The sequence below is a fragment of the Maribacter sp. 4G9 genome (genome assembly GCF_002742265.1).
Taxonomy (GTDB): Bacteria; Bacteroidota; Bacteroidia; order Flavobacteriales; family Flavobacteriaceae; genus Maribacter.
In genome coordinates this window covers 25,119-43,468 of the sequence record NZ_MDGL01000056.1, presented here as the reverse complement: position 1 = coordinate 43,468, position 18,350 = coordinate 25,119, and the positions used below count along the sequence as shown (strand labels likewise).

Genomic DNA, 18,350 nt, shown 5'->3' with positions numbered 1-18,350 from the left:
AGGAAAATACATAGGTGCCTTAGAAATGGGAAACGGAATATGGAGAGTATTTTATAGAAACGTATTTTTAGGCTACTTTAACGAAAATGAATTAAGAACTAAGGAACAATCAGTAAGGTTAGAGACTAATTTAGTGTAAAGTATGTATCTATAACTTTTGTAAACAATGTACCTTAACGAACAATATGTACATCAAAGTGACGACGGCGGACAAAGTTGGCAGGTAATCAGTCCGGACTTGACCTTGAACGATAAGACCCATCAACAAAATTCAGGAGGTATCGCTGTTGACAACCTTATGACCTTTGACGGTTCGGTTTTGTTCAGTATCGTGGAGTCAACATTGGAACCGGGCCTTATTTGGACGGGCAGCAATGACGGGCAAGTCCAGCTTACCAAAGATGGCGGAAAAACCTGGACCAATGTAACCTCCAATATTCCTGACCTTCCCAAATGGGGCACCATAGCCAACATAGAAGCATCCCGATATAGAAAAGGCAAAGCCTATATTACGGTGGACCTGCACCAAATGGGCAACTTTGACCCGTATGTCTACAAAACAGAGGATTATGGGCAAACCTGGAAACTGATAAGCAGTACCGTGCCCAAATCCGTTCATAGCTTCGCCCACGTAATAAAAGAAGACCCCAAAAGGGAAGGAATGCTCTACTTGGGAGTAGATAACGGACTTTTTATTAGCCATGATGATGGTGAACATTGGAGGCGCCTGCGCAACAACCTACCCCCTGCCCCGGTCTATTGGCTGGAAATCCAAGAAAGGTTTGATGACCTTGTGGTGGGCACTTACGGAAGGGGCTATTACATCCTGGACAATATTTCCCCTTTACGCGAGTACGATGTGGACGCCAAGGGTACGGATGCACATCTATTTAGTCTTAGGCCAACATTTCGTTTCCAAGACGTACAAAGCATCAAAACGGACGGTCCCAGTCTAAACTCTGGCCGAAATCCTGCGTACGGAGCTGATATCAATTACTATTTAAAAGATAGTACAGATCAAAAAATCGAACTGCAAATTTTGACTCCGGAGGATGAAGTGGTCCGAACTTTGAAAGGCAAAAATGGACCGGGCATCCATAGGGTCATGTGGGATCTCAGGTACGAACCTACCTTTAAGCCCAAACTCCAGACGACCCCTCCCGGAAGGCCCTGGGTCCAGCTAAATGGTGAAGGATGGAGACCTTTGGTCACGTGGGACCTGGATCTTATGCGAGGACAATATGGACCCAAAGTGGTGCCTGATACCTACAAAGTAAAATTGATCATCGGCAATAAGGAATTTATTAGGGAAGTGGAAGTCTTGAAAGACCCCAGTACGGAAGGAAGTTTAGAGGATATTCAAGAACAGGTAAGCTTTTCCTTGGAACTTCGGGATGCCATGAACCTAGCCGTAACCATGATCAATGATATTGAAACCATTAGGGAAGAACTGAACATCATCATCCCAAAATTGCGCAAGGAGGCAGATCGAAAAAAAGCAGACGAATTACGTATCTGGGCCACCAACATTGCAGGGAGCCTATATGACATCCATCTGACCGGGGCCCGGGAAGATGCCTTTAGGTCACCTATGAAGCTTTATGGCAGATTGAGTGCCTTGGCCAGTGATATTGGCGGTTTTGGTGCCGATTTTAAACCTACGGACCAGCAAAGGGACGTATATGCCATCTTCAATAAACGTCTCAAGGATGTGGATACAAAGTTTAAAAAGTTCATCGATGTTGAGGTAAAACAATTGAACAGCCAATTGAAGAAAAGCGAACTACAAATACAACCTGCCAAAAAAAAAAGTCATAACATAATTCAACGAACAAACAGATGAAAAAACAACTCTTTATTGCCTTAACAACAGTTTTGGCCATGTCCTGCGGTGAATCCAAAAAAGAAGAATCCCAAGCGGAACTATTTGCTAGAATCGACACGGAAATACAGCAAAATGCCAAGGGGTACAGCACCCTTAAGGAAGCTAGTGAAACCATCGGTCACCGCCTAACAGGTTCTGAAAATGGGGCCAAGGCAGAGGAATATACCTTTAACAAGTTTAAGGAATACGGTTTTGAGGAGGTAGAATACCAAACCTTTGAGGTAGAGGCGTGGTCCCGTGAAACGGTATCCGTATCCATTAACGATGAACTCGTAAAGGCGGTAACTCTGGGGCATTCCCCTGTGAAAGCAAACGTAACCGGGGAAATTGTGGATATGGGCAACGGCCTAGAAGCGGATTATGCGGCAAACCCCGATGCCGTAAAAGACAAAATCGCCCTGGTCTATATTAGTATTTTGGAAGGAAGTCCGGAGGGCTTGAGCAATCTGCACCGAAGTGAAAAAACGGCCTTGGCCATCAAATACGGCGCCAAGGGAATCATCATTATTAATCAGGTAGATAATGGGGTGCTATTGACGGGAACCGCCTCTGTAACCGGGGAATTGATACCCATTCCTGCGGTTTGTATCGGTAAGGAAGACGGTATGGCCTTAAAAGAAATGTTGAAAGAAGGAACCTCCTCCGCCACCATTGAAATGACCAATAATAGCGACATGATCAAGGCAAGGAACGTGATAGCCACATTGCCAGGAAATGAAATTCCGGAAGAAATTATCATCATAGGCGGCCATTTGGATTCTTGGGATTTGGCCACAGGAGCCATAGACAACGGCATAGGATCCTTCGCCGTATTGGATATTGCAAGGGCCTTTAAGGCAAATAATCTTCAACCGAAGAGAACCGTAAAATTCGTGATGTTCATGGGTGAGGAACAGGGTTTGTTAGGTTCAAGACATATGGTAGCCGAAGCATTGAAAGAGGGCACTATGGACCAAATTAAATACATGATGAATTTGGATATGTCCGGCAACCCCATAGGGATGAACGCCGGTGGAAAATTGGACAACGAAGCCTTTTTTACCGATTTAGGAGCTGCTATTCAACAACAGGACAGTATCTATAAAAACGAGTTTTCCAACCGCTCCGGATTGCATAGCGACCACCAGCCTTTTATGTTGGAGGGGGTACCTGTTTTATCCGTCCACAGCAACTTGGACCGTTCTATTTATGGTTGCTATCATTCGGATTGCGACGATTTTAATTTGGTGAACGAGGAACATATGACCAATACCTCCCGTTTTGGAACCATGATGCTATATGGCCTAGCCGATGCCGAGACCTTACCTGCTACCAAAATGGACAGTGAAACCACCAAGGAGTTTATGATCAAAAACGACCTGAAGGAAAAACTGATTATTGGAGGGGATTGGAAATGGGAGGAGTAACATAGATTAAGCCCAAGTTCAATTTTCAATTTCAAATTCAATTCATTAGAACATATGGCATGCATGAAAAAGGAGAACAAAATGCAAATTACTTAAGAATGAAAAATCGACTACTTCTTATTGTTTCAATTTTGGCAATAAGCCTTTTCTCCTGCAAAGACAATGCTGCCACAACCAGTGAAATGACGAATGTTGATGATCCAAAACCCAACATCGTTATTATTTATATGGATGATTTGGGCTATGGTGAGCTCGGTGCCTATGGGGCCACGGAATTGAAAACCCCAAATATGGACGCATTGGCCACTGGAGGGATTCGATTTACACAAGGATACGCGTCTTCGGCTACCTGTACCCCTAGCAGGTATGCCCTTTTAACGGGGGTTTATCCTTGGAGGAACAAAAATGCCAAAATTCTTCCGGGTTCTGCCTCGTTGATTATCGATACAGCGCAAAACACCCTTCCAAAAATGCTCAAATCAAAAGGGTATACTACGGGTATCATCGGGAAATGGCATCTTGGCCTGGGAACAGGAGAAATCGATTGGAACCAACGTATCAGTCCGGGTCCCAATGAAGTCGGTTTTGATTATAGCAATATACTTGCGGCTACTCAGGACAGGGTTCCCACGGTCTATATTAAAAACGGTGACGTTGTAAATCTAGACCCCAACGACCCCATTGAAGTCAGTTATGAAAAGAATTTTGAGGGCGAGCCCACCGGTTTGGAGAATCCGGAAATGCTTAAAATGAAATGGCACCACGGGCATAATAACAGCATAGTCAATCGAATTCCAAGAATCGGTTTTATGAAGGGCGGGGAAGCAGCAAAATGGGTCGATGAGGATATGGCCGATTATTTTCTAACCGATGCCCAGGCATATGTCAAACAAAATAAAGACCGACCTTTTTTTCTGTACTATGCCCTACAACAGCCACATGTTCCCAGAACGCCACATCCAAGGTTCGTTGGAAAATCGGGTATGGGCCCCAGAGGGGATGTCATCGTGGAGGCGGATTGGGTCATTGGTGAATTCATGGAAACCCTAAAGGAAGAGGGGGTATTGGAAAATACGTTGATAATTTTTTCCAGTGATAACGGTCCTGTTGTGAACGACGGCTATTATGACGATTCCGTAGAAAAATTGGGAGACCATAAACCTGCAGGGATGCTGAGAGGAGGTAAATACAGTCTGTTCGAAGCCGGTACCAGAGTCCCTTTCATAACCTATTGGAACGGTACCATAGAACCTGGGGTCTCCAATGCGATGGTCTCCCAATTAGATTTATTTTCTTCCCTAGCTTCCCTCGTACATAGTGATGCTACTACGCAGGACAGTAAAAACTTGCTGGACGTGTTATTGGGAAAAAGTAAAGAGGGGCGAGAAGAATTGGTCATTGAGGCGACATCCAGAACGGCGTTTCGAAAAGGGGACTGGATATTGATTCCGCCCTATAACGGGGCCGCTAGGAACGATTTGGTAGATATTGAATTGGGAAATGACAGCGTCTACCAATTATATAATCTTAAGGAAGATATTGGTCAGCAAAAAAATTTGACCCATAGCAATCCTGAAAAAATAGAGGAAATGATACAGGAATACCACGCTATCATTGACAACAAACAAACCCATAATGAATTACTTCGGTTAGAATAAAATTGATTCTGAATAACAATATGAGCCGTCAAAAAGTATCAAACTTCTTGCTATTTATTCTTTTTCTATTTTACTTTTTCTTGGGGCATTCCCAAACCTTCGATAATGGAAATAATCATTATTTTAAAATTGTCCGTCCGGCATTTGATGGCGCTTTGGCCTATAATACGACCGAGTTTGTAGCCCAATACTGGCGGGTTCCCGGAAATACAGGATTTAACAAAAGTGTTGATTGGATTGCTACCGAACTGAAAAAGGTGGGGTACGTTTTGGAATCCGAAGCCCAGTCTACGGACCGACTCACCTATCGCATTGAATCCAGACCCATGGATAAGCCCACCTGGGAGCCTGTTTCGGCACGGTTGGATATCGTTGGGGAAAGCACGCCGCTTTTAGTTTCTTCCAAAAACAGGAATATGACCTACCTCAACTCTGTTTCCACGCCTATGGGAGGTATTACGACGGAGGTCATTCATATAAAACCGGATGATGACCTCTCGTCGATGGACTTAAAAGATAAAGTCGTCTTTATGGAGTCGGGTATCAGAAGTATTTACAAACAACTTTTGGAAAACGGTGTTTTGGGTGTCCTATCCTATGATAATCCGGATTATCTGCAACCCGAAAAAAATGTCACTTCCATTCAATTTAGAAGCCTGCCATCACAAAACGATACCAAATTTTGGGGTGTTGCCCTATCCTTCGAAGCCAAGGAAAGACTTAAGAAAGCCTTAAAAAAAGGAAGAACAAAGGTGACCGTGAATATCCAAACAAAAATCTACAACGCCGATGAGCTTACGGTAATCGCCAACATAAAAGGCTCCCAAAACCCTTTGGAAAGATTGGTGTTCAGCGCCCATATTCAAGAACCCGGGGCCAATGATAATGCTAGTGGAGTCGGTACACAATTGGAAATGGCAACGGTAGTTGCTGGTTTGGTCCAGAAAAACAAAGTAGATGCGGACCGAACCTTGACCTTTTTATGGGGCGATGAAATCTCTTCGACCCATAGGTACATACAAGAGGATAAAGATAGGGCCAGAGGCATAAAATGGGGCATCAGCCTGGATATGGTGGGTGAGAATACAGACATCACGGGTGGTTCCTTTTTAATAGAAAAAATGCCAGATCCCAGTGCCGTTTGGACCCGTGGCCAAGATAAACATACGGAATGGGGAGGAGACGCACTTTCCTTGGAGGATATGAAACCCCATTACCTCAACGATTTTATCATCCATAATTTTAAAGAACAGGGGAACTATGCGAATTGGGAGGTGAATACAAATCCTTTTGAGGGAGGAAGCGACCATACGCCCTTTTTAAAAGCAGATATCCCCGGACTACTTTTATGGCACTTTACGGATCAGTTCTATCATACCGATAATGACAGAATTGACAAAGTCTCCCAAGAGACTTTAAAAAATGTGGGAATGGCCGCTTTGGCCAGCGGACTTTATCTGGTCAATGCCAATACCAAAACGGCGAATGAGGTGCTCTATATTGTTGAAAAAGCGGCCCTGGAACGTTTGGAATCGGAATTTGAGCTGAGCATAAAAAGTACACATCCCGCGGATGAAAAACCAATACTTGCCGCTTGGGAGGATTGGTACTTAAAAGCTTTACAATCTATAACAGATTTGGAACCCCTACCCTCGAAGGAATTGCAACATAGGATTAAAGTAGCCCAACAAAAAGTGAAAGAAAAAACCCAAAACTACTTGGCAGAACTTGACGCACGTTAATCCAAATCAAGGGCAAACTTCTTAAGGTCTTTGGCGCTCATCTTCAAAATATTAACATCCATGGTAATAGGTGTTAACGGTTCGTCCAAACTGTCCGTGGGCACATTGACTATGGCATCTACCACCTGCATGCCCTTGATTACCTTGCCATACACCGTATAGTTATCATCCAAACGATGTTCGCCCTGCTTGTTCTGCACAATATAGAACTGGCAACGCGCCGATAATTTTTCTGGATTTCCATCCCTCCCGGCACCAAAGGCTCCGTAGGTATGTGTCAATTTCTCATTGAATTCCGGAGCTAACAGATATTCGGGATCATTGAAGCCTTCCGGTGTATCCGGGCAACCTGCCTGTGCCACAAAATTGGGAATGACCCTATTGAAGGTAAGACTGTCCCAGTACCCCGCGTTCGCCAATTGAATAAAGCTCTTTTTGTGAATGGGCGTCTCGTCATGGAGCCATACCAAAATTTCACCTTGGGGGGTTACAATTTGGCCTACATCGTACTTTTTTAGGGATGAGCAGGCAGAAAGAACAAGACTAAAGACAAAAACCAGGATACTATTTTTCATGTGTTATAAATATGATTTTCATAAGTTACATGGAACATCCAAAATAATGCATCAAGGATGTTTCATTGTGCCTATTTCGGTCCTAAAACTACAAAAAAGAGGGAGATCAACTATTGCCCCGCCATTTTAGTTTTCGGGACCTACATTACAATGCCTTTTGTCAAGAGATTTTTTTGCCGCGCCCTAAACTTATTGCTACCTTCCAAATTGTAATTTCTGATCATTTTACTATGAGACTTTTTTTCGTTATCACCTTGTTTTCTATAAGCCTAGGTTTTTCACAGGTACAACCCACTAAACCCGAGGAAGTGGACCTTGATCTGTCCGCCAAGGCAACACTACAGGAACAATCGATTTTTAAGCATATTCCCCTAAAAAACATCGGACCTACGGTCATGAGTGGAAGGGTGGCTGATTTAGAAGTCAATCCAGATGACCCCACCGAATTTTACGTGGGTTATGCATCGGGTGGTGTGTGGTATACCAGAAACAATGGCACCACCTTCACCCCAATTATGGATAATGCGCCAAGCATCAATGTAGGGGATATTGGTATCCACTGGCCTTCCAGGACTATTTGGGTGGGTACGGGAGAGAATATTTCCTCTCGTTCATCCTATGCTGGTATTGGCATACTAAAGACGACCGATAATGGAAAAACATGGGAAAACATGGGTCTTGCCGATGCGCATCACTTTGGGCGCATTCTCGTACATCCCAACAATCCAAACGAAGTAGTGGTAGGGGTTACGGGCCATCTCTATTCCCCCAATGAAGAACGGGGCATGTACAAAACGACCGATGGCGGGAGAACGTGGCAAAAGACCCTTTACATAAACAATACTACGGGAATCATTGATGTGGCCCATGCGCCCAACAATTTCTCCATACAGTATGCGGCCGCTTGGGAAAAGGATAGAAAGGCTTGGGATTTTATAGGTAGCGGAAATGCATCGGGCATCTATAAAAGTACGGACGGCGGTAGTTCCTGGAAAAAGATAGCTGGTTCGGGAAGCGGGTTTCCAACGGGGGATGGCGTTGGACGGATAGGGTTTGCCGTTTTCGATGATCAAACGGTATATGCCGTGCATGACAATCAGTTTAGGCGTCCAAAACCCACAAAAGAAGAAGATCAACCCTCTGGCCTTACAAGAAAGGACTTTACGAGTATAACCGTATCCGAATTTCAGGGACTGAAAAATACCGAATTGGATTCCTTTTTAAAAAAGAACCGTTTCCCCAAAAAATATACGGCCGAAACCATGAAGGAAATGGTCATAAAAAAAGAAATTCAACCTTCTGATGTGGCCCGATACCTTGGAGAAGGGGATTCAAATGAACCGGAAACGCCGGTCATAGGGGCCGAGGTATATCGCAGCGATGACGGAGGTCAAACTTGGACAAAACAGAACGAAGATTACATTGATAATCTGTTTTACAGTTATGGTTATGTATTTGCCCAAGTACGCGTGGACGCCAACAATAAGGATAAAATATATCTTCTAGGCGTTCCCATTATCAAATCCGATGATGCGGGGAAAACCTATACCTCTATCCAAAAGGAAAATGTTCATGTGGACCATCATTCCCTTTGGGTGAACCCAAAGCGGCCGGGACACCTCATCAACGGAAATGATGGCGGTTTAAATATTTCCTATGATGATGGGGCAAACTGGACAAAGCAAAATTCCGAATCCGTGGGAACCTTTTTTGCGGTAAACATCGATCATCAAGAACCTTACAACGTATATGGAGGTCTTCAGGACAATGGCGTTTGGATGGGCCCCAACAATGCCGTGACCGACTTTGAATGGCAACAAACGGGTCATAACCCATGGAAGGGAATAGCTGGTGGGGACGGAATGCAGATACAAATAGACCGTAGAAACCCACAAATCGTATATACGGGCTCACAATTTGGGTATTATTCCAGATTGGACCTTGGGAAAGACACACGTACTTTCATTAGGCCCGCCCACAGTTTAGGGGAATCGCCCTATCGGTTTAATTGGGAGTCCCCAATTCTACTATCATCACATAATCAGGACATCCTGTATTTTGGCACCAACAAATTTATGCGATCCATGGATCAAGGCGATACTTGGGAACCCATTTCCCCAGACCTGACATCCGGTGGAAAAGCAGGAAATGTCCCCTATGGAACCATTACGACACTTTCAGAATCGCCCTTTCAATTTGGGCTACTTTATGCAGGTACGGATGATGGACATATACAGGTATCCAAAAATGGAGGTAGTACTTGGGAGGATATCGGACAGAACATTAACCTTACATCAATTTCCGGTACCATCAGTACAAATAATGGCGAACCCCTTTGGGTAGCTCAAGTAGTGGCATCCCAGCATAAAAAGGAACGGGTATACGCCGCTCTCAGCGGTTACCGCTACGACGACTTTACCAGCTATGTGTTTAAGAGCGAGGATTATGGGAAGTCTTGGCAATCCATTGCTGCCAACATACCAGACGCACCGGTTAATGTGATTATTGAGGATAACTCAAATGAAAATTTACTTTTTGTAGGTACGGATAATGGCTTGTATGCCTCATTGAACCAAGGAAAGACTTGGGAAGCTTTTCAAAACGGCATGCCCAATGTAGCCGTACATGACCTTGTAATACAGCCCGAAGCAAAAGAATTGGTTGTGGCCACGCATGGAAGGGGAATCTATAAAGCGGGTATCGCACCGTTGCAGTCCATGACCCCGGATATTCTGAATCAAAAAATACACGTATTTCCCCTAGCAAACATAGAATATTCAAACCGATGGGGCAATGCACGAAGCGAATGGCAAAAACCCAATACACCCGGACTTGATATTGTTTTCTATGCTTCAACACCTGGTATGATTAAGGCCAAGGTACTTTCTGAAGATGGGATTGTTGTGAGCCAAACCGAAACAAGGGCGGACAAAGGAATTAATATCCTCTCTTTTGATGTGGCCTTTTCCAAAGACGGAAAAAACAATTATCTACAAAAACATAAAACCAAGCTGGAAGAGGCTAAAGACGGTAAAACCTATTTACCAAAAGGAAGGTATGGGGTAGAAATATCAGGCAATGGAATAACAGAAAAAAGTACCTTTAAAATTGAATAAAAAATAGTGCGTACAAAATGGAACTAACCCTAGGAATTCCCGCATTGCTGTTTCCGGCCATTTCCCTGACAATGTTGGCCTACAACGCTAGATACTTGGCCATCGCCGCACTAATAAGGCAGCTTCATCAAAAATTTGAGGAAACCGCCTCAAAATCCGTTGGGTTACAAGTTCAAAAATTGCGAAAACGTTTGACGATCATAAAAAATATGCAGGCAACGGCCATTTTCAGCTTTTTACTGGCCGTGATTACCATGTCCTTGATTTATGTCCAGTTATCGTTTTGGGCCAATCTTGTTTTTGGCGTTAGCTTGCTGGCCCTAATGATTTCGTTGATTCTGTCCTTTATCGAGGTTCAACTTTCTACGAAAGCCTTGGAAATTCAACTCAAGAATATGGAAAACTGGGCAGACTACTCTGTATACCATATTGACCAGAGTTTTTAACGGTATTTTACCCGAAAAAGATAAATAACTCCTATATTTATAAGGAGTTAGCCAACAGTATCACCGTATGAAACGCGTAAAGGATATTCCATACTTTAAAAAAATACGCGAGGTAAGGGAATTTGAGTTTGGGGTCTTTTATTATTTTGATGGCCTGGTCATATCTGAAATGAAGGAAGGTGTGGTTTTTGATTGGAACATGGCCAAAAGGGCAATAGCTGCGGCCAAGGAAATCTTTGGCAATGAAAAGCCCATCGCCTACATATCAAACCGTATCAATAGTTATACCGTGGTTCCTACGGAGTGGTTGAAATTTTATAACAACAGACATAAATTGTCCTATTATAGCGTAGTAGGTTCCACACAGGGCAGCTTTGCCAGTATTGTTTTGGAAAAAATGTTCTTTAAGGAATCGCTGAGGCAATTCAATGATTTGGAAGCTGCTATTGCCTGGAGTCTCGAACGAATTAAGGAGGATAAGCAAACCCAGACCTAAATAACCAATAAAAAAGGCCTTTAGTTTATAAAGACCTTTTTTGGCTGTTTTATATTTTAATTGATAATCAAGGTCTTACCTTCATATCCATCTGCAGAATCAAATAGTAGATAATACACCCCAGAAGGAAATTCAGATACCGAAAACTGATTTACAGCGGGATGATTTTCTGGATAACGTACCGTTTTTAACATTTGGTTGCCGGGACCATATAGGGTAACTACCACGGCTTTTCCCATATACCCTGATAGGTCAATATTGAAGGTGTCCGTTGCGGGCATGGGATATAGCTTTAAGGAACTTGTATTCGGAGCTATTACCTTTACAAGCATTGTGGCGTGATAGCCACCGTCCTCTGTTACGACGGACACATCCATTTCTCCAATGGAATTTGCAGTCACCAATCCGGTATTGGGGTCAACAGAAACAATGGATGGGTCATTCGAAAACCAACGTACATTCTTGTTCGTTGCATTATCCGGTTCAATGATGGCATTCAACAAAAATGTTTCCCCAACGTTTAAGGTCAGTACCTTTGGTGATACTAGCACATTGTATACAGAAACGTTTGGAGCGGGACCCCCAATAACCTTGATCAAGGCACTGGCCTTATACCCACCATCGTTCGTAGTAACGGTAACATCGATCTCACCCGCCCCATTGGCGGTTACCAGACCTGTTGTGGCATCAATGGACGCAATACCAGGGTCGTTGGAAATCCAACTAACGGTTTGGTCCGTTGCATTGGCCGGTTCCGTAATCGCATTCAACTGAAAGGTCTCCCCAACCTGTAGGCTGACTTGACTGGGTGATGTCAATACGTTATAAACGGAAATTGGGTTTTGCGGAGTGCCGGCTACCTTAATCAAGGAACTGGCCTTGTACCCGCCATCATTGGTGGTCACGGTTACATCAATTTCTCCGGGTCCTACGGCCGTTACCAAACCTGTAGCTGCGTCAATCGCGGCAATGGTAGCATCATTGGTTATCCAGCTTACGGATTGGTCCGTCGCGTTGGAGGGCTCCGTAATGGCATTCAATTGAAAGGTTTCGCCAACCTGAAGGTTTACAACATTAGGTGATGTCAGCACATTGTAAACTGGAATGTTAATTGTTACCTCTCCAAAGACTTCTACCTCTGCCAGGGAAAGAATTTTATTATTCCCTGGTAAATATACCATTAGGTATTTACCACTAGTGTTTACATTGGTAAAGAATTGTGAGGGGGTAGCATTGGCTGTTCCCACTTCGGTATAGTCGGCGGGATTGTTGCTCTGGGTGTTTCCAACCAAGAGTTTGGCACCATTCAGTCGATCGTAACAGCAATCTGTTCGATTGTACATATTGATTTTGCTGATAGTATATTCTGCTCCTAGGTCTACACGCCACCATGGATTGTTGGAAGTGGCCGTATGCGTTACTGAGCCATTTGTATACAGTCCGCTTCTATTTCCATCAATGGCCTTTGAAGCATCCCCTCCAAAATCGAGGCTAGATTGTACCGCTGGCTTATTCAAGGCCAAATTCACCTCATTGGGTCCAGTATTCGAACCCAATTGGCGTATCCAAGCTTCCAAAAGTGCAATGCCATTCGCATCAATTTTGTTCTTGGCAATGGGAGGCATGGCTATTCCTTCCTGTAGACTATTGGCTCGCAGGTACACAATGGATTTCTCCGGAGAACCTTGTTGCAAAATGGCTTCATCGGGGATACCCAAGGAATTAAAAATTCCTGCATCCAAAAGACCTGTTTGTTCCAGGTTCAGTACCATTCTCATATCAAAATCTGCCCTAACATCGGAACCGGCCTGGTGGCAATAGGCACAATTGAGGTCTAAATAAGAACGAGCCTTTTCATCTAAGGACGCGTTTACATCGGTCAAAGCTTTATATTTTAACAGGGAGTTTGTATTTGCATCCGTAATTGTTTGGTCCAAAATGCCCAAATGGCTCAAGGTGACCAATTGATTGGCCGTTCTTCCTGTTCTGGGATACCTTAAATCCTTGTTCAGATATCTAGTGCGCGTACCAATGGTACCTCCTGTGCTAGGATTATGACAGGTCACGCAATCACTTCTACTGGGATAACTCCAAACTTGGGCCTCGGTCGTGCCATCGGCCCTGGTAATATTCAAGGTTTCATCCAAACCGGATGTCAATAGAACCGCATCGGTCTGGGCATCGTTCCATTTATAGGTAACATAATAAAACTGGCCGTTGGTCGCCTTGACTGAAAAACGTGTCTCCAGACGTTTGGTCACCGTAGGGTTATTTTCATCCAAAGGCATTTCAAAATGCTTTATCAGCACTAATCCAATTGGAAAATCCCAATTTCCGTTTTCGGAATAATTGATCTGCTCCTCTTGCGTATTGTGGGTACCATCGTTTGGGATTCCCAACCATCTTTTCTTAAGGGCACCATCGGACCAAAATGATTCGATCAATTCATAGGGAAAAATTCCTTGTGACGGCGTTAAAGTGGATAGGTCACTAAATGCCCCTGTTTCGCTTAAGGTCTGTGGCAGGGTTTCTTCGAAGGATTTTTTGGTCATTAGTTTAAATAACGTGGACACCCCTTGCTTGAGAATATAGAGTTCCCCTTGTTTGTCCTCTCCAAATGAAATTATGTTTGTGGAACTGAAATTCCCCAACTGTTCGTAAGAACCATTCGAGGTATCCACGGCCCAGATTTCCTCGCCAACACCGTAATCGGCACAGATATATTTTCCACTGAGTTCCGGAATTTCCTCTCCCCTGTACACAAATCCTCCGATTACGGCATTGGCCTGGGATCGCGGAAAGGCCACAAGAGGTTCTTCATGGGGCATGTTCTCGTAAAGTCCCGATACACAAAAAGTACTCCGGAAAAGACCTTCATACAAGGGCCAGCCATAGTTTCTTCCTTTTTTGACCACATTGATTTCCTCATGGCGGCCTCCGCCAATCTCGCCAATGTACAAATTGCCGGTAACCTTGTCTTTTGTCATCCTATGGGGATTACGGTGCCCCATGGAATAGTATTCCTCAAAGCGGCCTCCATTGGGACTTAAAAAGGGATTGTCATTGGGTATCCAATAACCCACCCCGGTAATCTCATCGGAAAACCCGTGGTCTTGGGGCATGGTCTTAATGGGTGCATGGCTGCGGGCAGGATTTTTATCCACATCCAAGCGGAGCACGCCACCATCCAAGTTATTTACAATATCCTGTGACTTTTTAAACGCGGTCTGATCCCCAGTGGTCAAGTACAAATAACCATCATCCCCAAAAAGAAGTCCTCCACCTCTATGGGTCGTGCCATACATCCTAAGTTTTAACATTACCTCTTCAGAGTTTTCGTTGACGGTCATGGTGGACGGGTTCATGGTGTATCTGGAAAGAATTAAAAAATTACCCCAATATTCCTCGCTGTTACAACTTTGGGTGGTATACATATTAGGATAATTATTTCCGTTACGATCTTTTGTGTGTAATAGGTATAGAAGTAATTATTTCCTGCAGTACCAAATTGGGGATGAAAAGTAAATCCTAGAAAACCTCCATCCCAAACGACGCCTACTTTATTGCTCAAATCCAATAACATGTTCTTTTGGGACACTTCCGGATCCTTGTCAAACCAATAGATCTTCCCATCCCTTTGTCCGACTACAATTTTAGCCGATGTTGGCAATTCATTGAAGGTCAATGGGGAATCAAACGTGAGATTCGTATAAACGGGCGCGTATGGCAATCCATTTGAATTGGGTACTGCGGCTGGAAAATTAAAGTTCAGATAACGGCCCAAAGGTTCTGGGGCATCAAGCCCCGAGCCAATGAAAAAGGGAGTGGCACTTAGCAACAAAAAGGCCAGTGTGGCAATTAACGTGTATTTTCTCTGGTTAGAACGTAAAAGATATTTTCATAGATTGGTCGGTCTCGATTAACGTGGCAAATAAGGAAATACGGTTGTAACAAAGCCATACTTTTCGATTAACCGATGGTATTTTAGCCCAAACCAACTTCTTGTCAACATTTCCTACAGTTGCAAGTGGGATTTACCCATAGTTCTGATTATCAACCTTTTTAACAAAAATGCTTAGGTATGTATCGCTAAAAGACTTTGCTACGACAAAATCAAAATTTCCAATTGGTCTTTTATACGACATACGGAAATACAGCGTTACTAAATGCCAGAAACTGTTTAAGCAAGTATGTTCGTTTAGCCCTGTTTTTATGCATGTAATTAAACAGTCTATAAAACATTCTTAAAATGGGTCTAAATAAGCACACTTAGGTTCTTGAAAACTTGTTAATAACTACCCTGTGCAGTAAATTTGTGCAAATTAAATTAGCAACTAATGAGCGGATTTTTTAAATCTTCAATTGGTAGAAAATATGCGATGGCTCTTTCGGCCCTTTTCCTAATGGTTTTTCTACTACAGCACTTTGCCATCAATATTTTATCGGTCTTTAGTCCGGATGCCTTTAACGAAGCTTCCCATTTTATGGGCACCTTTTGGGCGGTACAATTTGTACTCCAGCCCATTCTCATTTTTGGGGTGGTCTTTCATTTTGTGATGGGGTTCGTATTGGAAATTAAAAATAACAAGGCGCGCCAAAAAAGCTATGTCAAAAACAATGGTAATGCGAATTCTTCTTGGATGAGCAGGAACATGTTATTGACCGGTGCGGTGGTTTTGGCATTTCTGGTCTTGCACTTCATAGATTTCTGGATTCCGGAACTAAATGTGAAATACATCCAAGGAGACATGTCCGGTCTTTTGACAGACGGTGAAGGCTTTAGATATTATGAGGAGTTGGTTCATAAGTTTGAGAACCCTTTGCGTGTTGGAGCCTATGTGTTGGCCTTTGTTTTGCTCAGTCTGCATTTGCTTCACGGATTTAGTTCGGCATTTCAATCCGTTGGTGCGAACAATATTTACAAGAAAAGTATGAAAGGTTTGGCTCAGGTGTACGCTATAGGTCTTCCCGTAGGATTTATTTTCATTGCACTTTACCATCATTTCAACCATTAAAAAATAGCTACTATGGCATTAGATTCAAAAATACCGGAAGGCCCGCTGGCCGATAAATGGACCAACCATAAAAATAAGATCAATCTTGTTAATCCTGCGAACAAACGTAATATAGACGTTATCGTAGTAGGTACAGGGTTGGCCGGAGGATCGGCCGCCGCTACCTTGGCGGAATTAGGATATAACGTAAAGGCTTTTTGCTTTCAAGATTCGCCACGTAGGGCGCATTCCATTGCGGCACAGGGCGGGATAAACGCTGCCAAAAATTATCAGGGTGATGGAGATTCCACGTATAGACTATTTTATGATACCGTAAAAGGTGGGGACTACCGTTCCCGTGAAGCAAACGTATACCGTTTGGCAGAGGTATCTACCAATATTATTGACCAATGTGTAGCACAAGGGGTCCCATTTGCAAGGGAGTACGGCGGATTGTTGGATAACCGTTCCTTTGGAGGCGTTTTGGTATCGCGTACTTTTTACGCTGCAGGTCAAACAGGACAACAATTGCTTTTAGGTGCTTATTCTGCCATGAACCGACAAATAGGACGTGGTAAGATCAAAATGTACAATCGGCATGAAATGTTGGACGTAGTTATCGTCGATGGCAAAGCAAGAGGTATTATTGCCCGTGATTTGGTTTCCGGTAAGATTGAAAGGCATTCTGCCCATGCCGTGGTTTTGGGAACCGGTGGCTATGGGAATGTATTCTATTTGTCCACCAATGCCATGGGAAGTAACGTAACCGCTGCATGGAAAGCACATAAACGGGGAGCATTTTTTGCGAATCCCTGCTATACGCAGATACATCCTACCTGTATTCCTGTTTCGGGAGACCATCAATCCAAACTCACTTTGATGTCAGAATCCTTACGAAATGACGGTAGAATCTGGGTGCCCAAGAATATGGAAGATGCCGAAGCTATACGCGCTGGCAAACTAAAACCAACAAAAATCGCTGAGGAAGACCGTGACTACTATCTAGAGCGCCGTTATCCTGCTTTTGGAAACTTGGTTCCCAGGGATGTGGCGTCAAGAGCCGCCAAAGAGCGCTGTGACGCCGGATATGGAGTAAATGCCACGGGAGAAGCCGTATACTTGGATTTTGCCGATGCATTCATGCGTTATGGTAGGGAACAGGCTTTGGTAAAAGGATTGGACGTAAACGATGATGTCCTAGTGAAAAAATTGGGTCAGGAAGTGGTCAGGACCAAGTATGGAAACTTGTTCCAGATGTACGAAAAAATCGTAGATGAAAATCCGTACGAGACCCCTATGATGATTTATCCTGCCGTGCATTACACCATGGGAGGTGTTTGGGTGGATTACAATCTGATGACCACCATCCCTGGTTGCTATGCAATTGGGGAGGCGAATTTCTCAGATCACGGCGCCAATAGATTGGGTGCATCCGCCCTCATGCAAGGGTTGGCAGATGGCTACTTTGTACTGCCCTATACCATTGGCGATTATTTGGCCGATGATATCCGTACAGGACCTATCCCAACAGATACCAAGGAATTTGACGAAGCGGAGAAATCCGTACGTGACAATATCGACCATTTGATCAACAACAAGGGGAAGCACCCTGTTGATTATTTCCACAAACGTCTTGGTAAGATTATGTGGAACAAATGTGGGATGTCTAGAAATGCGGAAGATTTAAAATCGGCCATTGATGAAATCGCGGAATTGAGAGCTGAATTCTGGAAAGATGTAATGATTCCTGGATCTGCAGATGAATACAATGAGGAATTGGCCAAGGCCGGTCGTGTTGCTGATTTCTTGGAATTGGGCGAATTGTTCGCAAAAGACGCCCTACAACGTGAGGAATCTGCGGGTGGTCACTTTAGGGAGGAATATCAAACCCCCGAAGGCGAAGCCAAAAGAAGGAAGGAATTCCAGTATGTTTCTGCTTGGGAGTATAAAGGGGAACCAAAAGATGCCGTTTTACATAAGGAGGAATTGGTTTACGAGAATATTGAAGTTAAGGAAAGAAGTTATAAATAAA

12 protein-coding genes are annotated in these 18,350 nt (G+C 43.7%); 9 read left to right on the top strand and 3 right to left on the bottom strand.

Going from position 1 to position 18,350, the window contains the following annotated elements; all coding sequences use genetic code 11:
• Positions 1–166: 166 nt before the first annotated feature.
• From BFP75_RS08060 to BFP75_RS08045, 4 genes are all read left to right on the top strand, one after another.
• Positions 167–1,843, top strand: coding sequence for a WD40/YVTN/BNR-like repeat-containing protein (locus BFP75_RS08060; protein WP_240531735.1), 1,677 nt, complete (start codon positions 167–169; stop codon positions 1,841–1,843).
• Entirely contained in the window at positions 1,840–3,291 is a 1,452-nt protein-coding gene (locus BFP75_RS08055) for a M20/M25/M40 family metallo-hydrolase (protein ID WP_099544734.1), read from the top strand. The genes BFP75_RS08060 and BFP75_RS08055 overlap by 4 nt, the downstream gene beginning before the upstream one ends.
• A gap of 98 nt (positions 3,292–3,389) precedes the next feature.
• Positions 3,390–4,949, top strand: coding sequence for a sulfatase family protein (locus BFP75_RS08050; protein ID WP_099544736.1), 1,560 nt, complete (start codon positions 3,390–3,392; stop codon positions 4,947–4,949).
• A gap of 47 nt (positions 4,950–4,996) precedes the next feature.
• On the top strand, positions 4,997–6,691 hold the full coding sequence (locus BFP75_RS08045) for a M28 family peptidase (protein WP_240531734.1): 1,695 nt from the start codon (positions 4,997–4,999) through the stop codon (positions 6,689–6,691).
• On the opposite strand, the gene BFP75_RS08040 is transcribed toward BFP75_RS08045, so the two are convergent.
• Positions 6,688–7,266 (bottom strand): peptidylprolyl isomerase, encoded by a 579-nt coding sequence (locus tag BFP75_RS08040; protein ID WP_099544732.1) that lies wholly within the window; start codon positions 7,264–7,266, stop codon positions 6,688–6,690. The two genes, BFP75_RS08045 and BFP75_RS08040, sit on opposite strands and share 4 nt — an antisense overlap.
• A gap of 230 nt (positions 7,267–7,496) precedes the next feature.
• On the opposite strand from BFP75_RS08040, the gene BFP75_RS08035 reads away from it, so the two are divergent.
• The 3 genes from BFP75_RS08035 to BFP75_RS08025 all read left to right on the top strand — a co-directional run bounded on the left by BFP75_RS08035 (position 7,497) and on the right by BFP75_RS08025 (position 11,324).
• Entirely contained in the window at positions 7,497–10,382 is a 2,886-nt protein-coding gene (locus BFP75_RS08035) for a sialidase family protein (RefSeq protein ID WP_099544731.1), read from the top strand.
• Between the two features lie 17 nt (positions 10,383–10,399).
• The gene (locus BFP75_RS08030; RefSeq protein ID WP_099544730.1) at positions 10,400–10,828 is read left to right on the top strand and encodes a DUF2721 domain-containing protein; all 429 of its coding nucleotides are present in this window, start codon (positions 10,400–10,402) and stop codon (positions 10,826–10,828) included.
• 67 nt (positions 10,829–10,895) lie between these two features.
• Complete coding sequence (locus BFP75_RS08025; protein ID WP_099544729.1) at positions 10,896–11,324, top strand: hypothetical protein; 429 nt, start codon at positions 10,896–10,898, stop codon at positions 11,322–11,324.
• Between the two features lie 56 nt (positions 11,325–11,380).
• Here the strand turns inward: BFP75_RS08025 and BFP75_RS22550 are convergent, their stop codons facing one another.
• Together BFP75_RS22550 and BFP75_RS22545 are read right to left on the bottom strand one after the other, a co-directional pair.
• The gene (locus BFP75_RS22550; RefSeq protein ID WP_099544728.1) at positions 11,381–14,758 is read right to left on the bottom strand and encodes an Ig-like domain-containing protein; all 3,378 of its coding nucleotides are present in this window, start codon (positions 14,756–14,758) and stop codon (positions 11,381–11,383) included.
• A complete protein-coding gene (locus BFP75_RS22545) occupies positions 14,707–15,165 on the bottom strand; it encodes a PQQ-dependent sugar dehydrogenase (protein WP_165776562.1) in 459 nt (152 codons plus the stop codon). Before BFP75_RS22545 ends, BFP75_RS22550 begins: the two co-directional genes overlap by 52 nt.
• A 496-nt stretch (positions 15,166–15,661) precedes the next feature.
• Between BFP75_RS22545 and BFP75_RS08010 the strand changes: the two genes are divergently transcribed.
• Entirely contained in the window at positions 15,662–16,339 is a 678-nt protein-coding gene (locus BFP75_RS08010) for a succinate dehydrogenase cytochrome b subunit (RefSeq protein ID WP_099544726.1), read from the top strand.
• A gap of 12 nt (positions 16,340–16,351) precedes the next feature.
• Positions 16,352–18,349: a fumarate reductase/succinate dehydrogenase flavoprotein subunit gene (locus BFP75_RS08005; protein ID WP_099544725.1), complete on the top strand. Its 1,998-nt coding sequence runs from the start codon at positions 16,352–16,354 to the stop codon at positions 18,347–18,349.
• Position 18,350: the final 1 nt, after the last annotated feature.